This window comes from Oleiphilus sp. HI0043 (assembly GCF_001634935.1).
In genome coordinates this window covers 1-781 of sequence record NZ_LWEY01000665.1, presented here as the reverse complement: position 1 = coordinate 781, position 781 = coordinate 1, and the positions used below count along the sequence as shown (strand labels likewise).

The 781-nt window shown below is 47.4% G+C and carries 1 protein-coding gene; it reads left to right on the top strand.

What is annotated here, in order from left to right:
• Window positions 1-22: 22 nt before the first annotated feature.
• Window positions 23-781 (top strand): cbb3-type cytochrome c oxidase subunit I (locus A3729_RS07920; RefSeq protein WP_197475678.1); only part of this gene is annotated, 759 nt, incomplete at its 3' end.

Here is a 781-nt window from a genome sequence, read left to right as displayed (position 1 = left end):
GCGCGCTAGGAGGAGATAATCAATGAGTTCTACTATTACAATTGATGAACAAAATCAGGACGTTTCAAGCGCCGATCATGATCACCACAATGAGCCACCGAAGGGTATAGGCCGCTGGTTATTCAGCACTAACCATAAAGATATTGGTACCATGTACCTGGTGTTTTCTCTCATTATGTTATTTTTGGGTGGTGGTATGGCAATGCTCATTAGAGCAGAGTTGTACTTTCCTGGCTTGCAGTTTTTGGAGCCTGACCTTTTCAATAACATGGTCACTACACATGCCTTGATTATGGTCTTTGGTGTTGTCATGCCTGCCGCAGCTGGTATGGCGAATTGGATGATCCCACTTCAAATCGGTGCGCCAGATATGGCATTGCCACGCTTAAATAACTTGAGTTTCTGGCTATTACCCGCCGGGGCTGCCCTGCTTATTTTGTCAGTCATCGTACCGTTTTTCGGTGGCGGCGCCCCCGTCAATACAGGCTGGACCTTGTACCCTCCCTTATCTGTTCAAGCGGGAATGGGGATGGATCTGCTGATCTTTACTCTTCATGTATTAGGCATATCATCGATACTCGCTGCCATCAATATCGTTACAACGGTATTGAATATGCGCGCTCCCGGCCTTGATATGATGAAACTACCCTTGTTTGTCTGGGCATGGCTATTTACAGCAATTCTATTGATTATGATCATGCCAGCACTTGCTGGCGGCGTAACCATGCTTTTGTTTGACCGTCACTTCGGTACCAGTTTCTTCGACGCTGCTGGCGGCGGC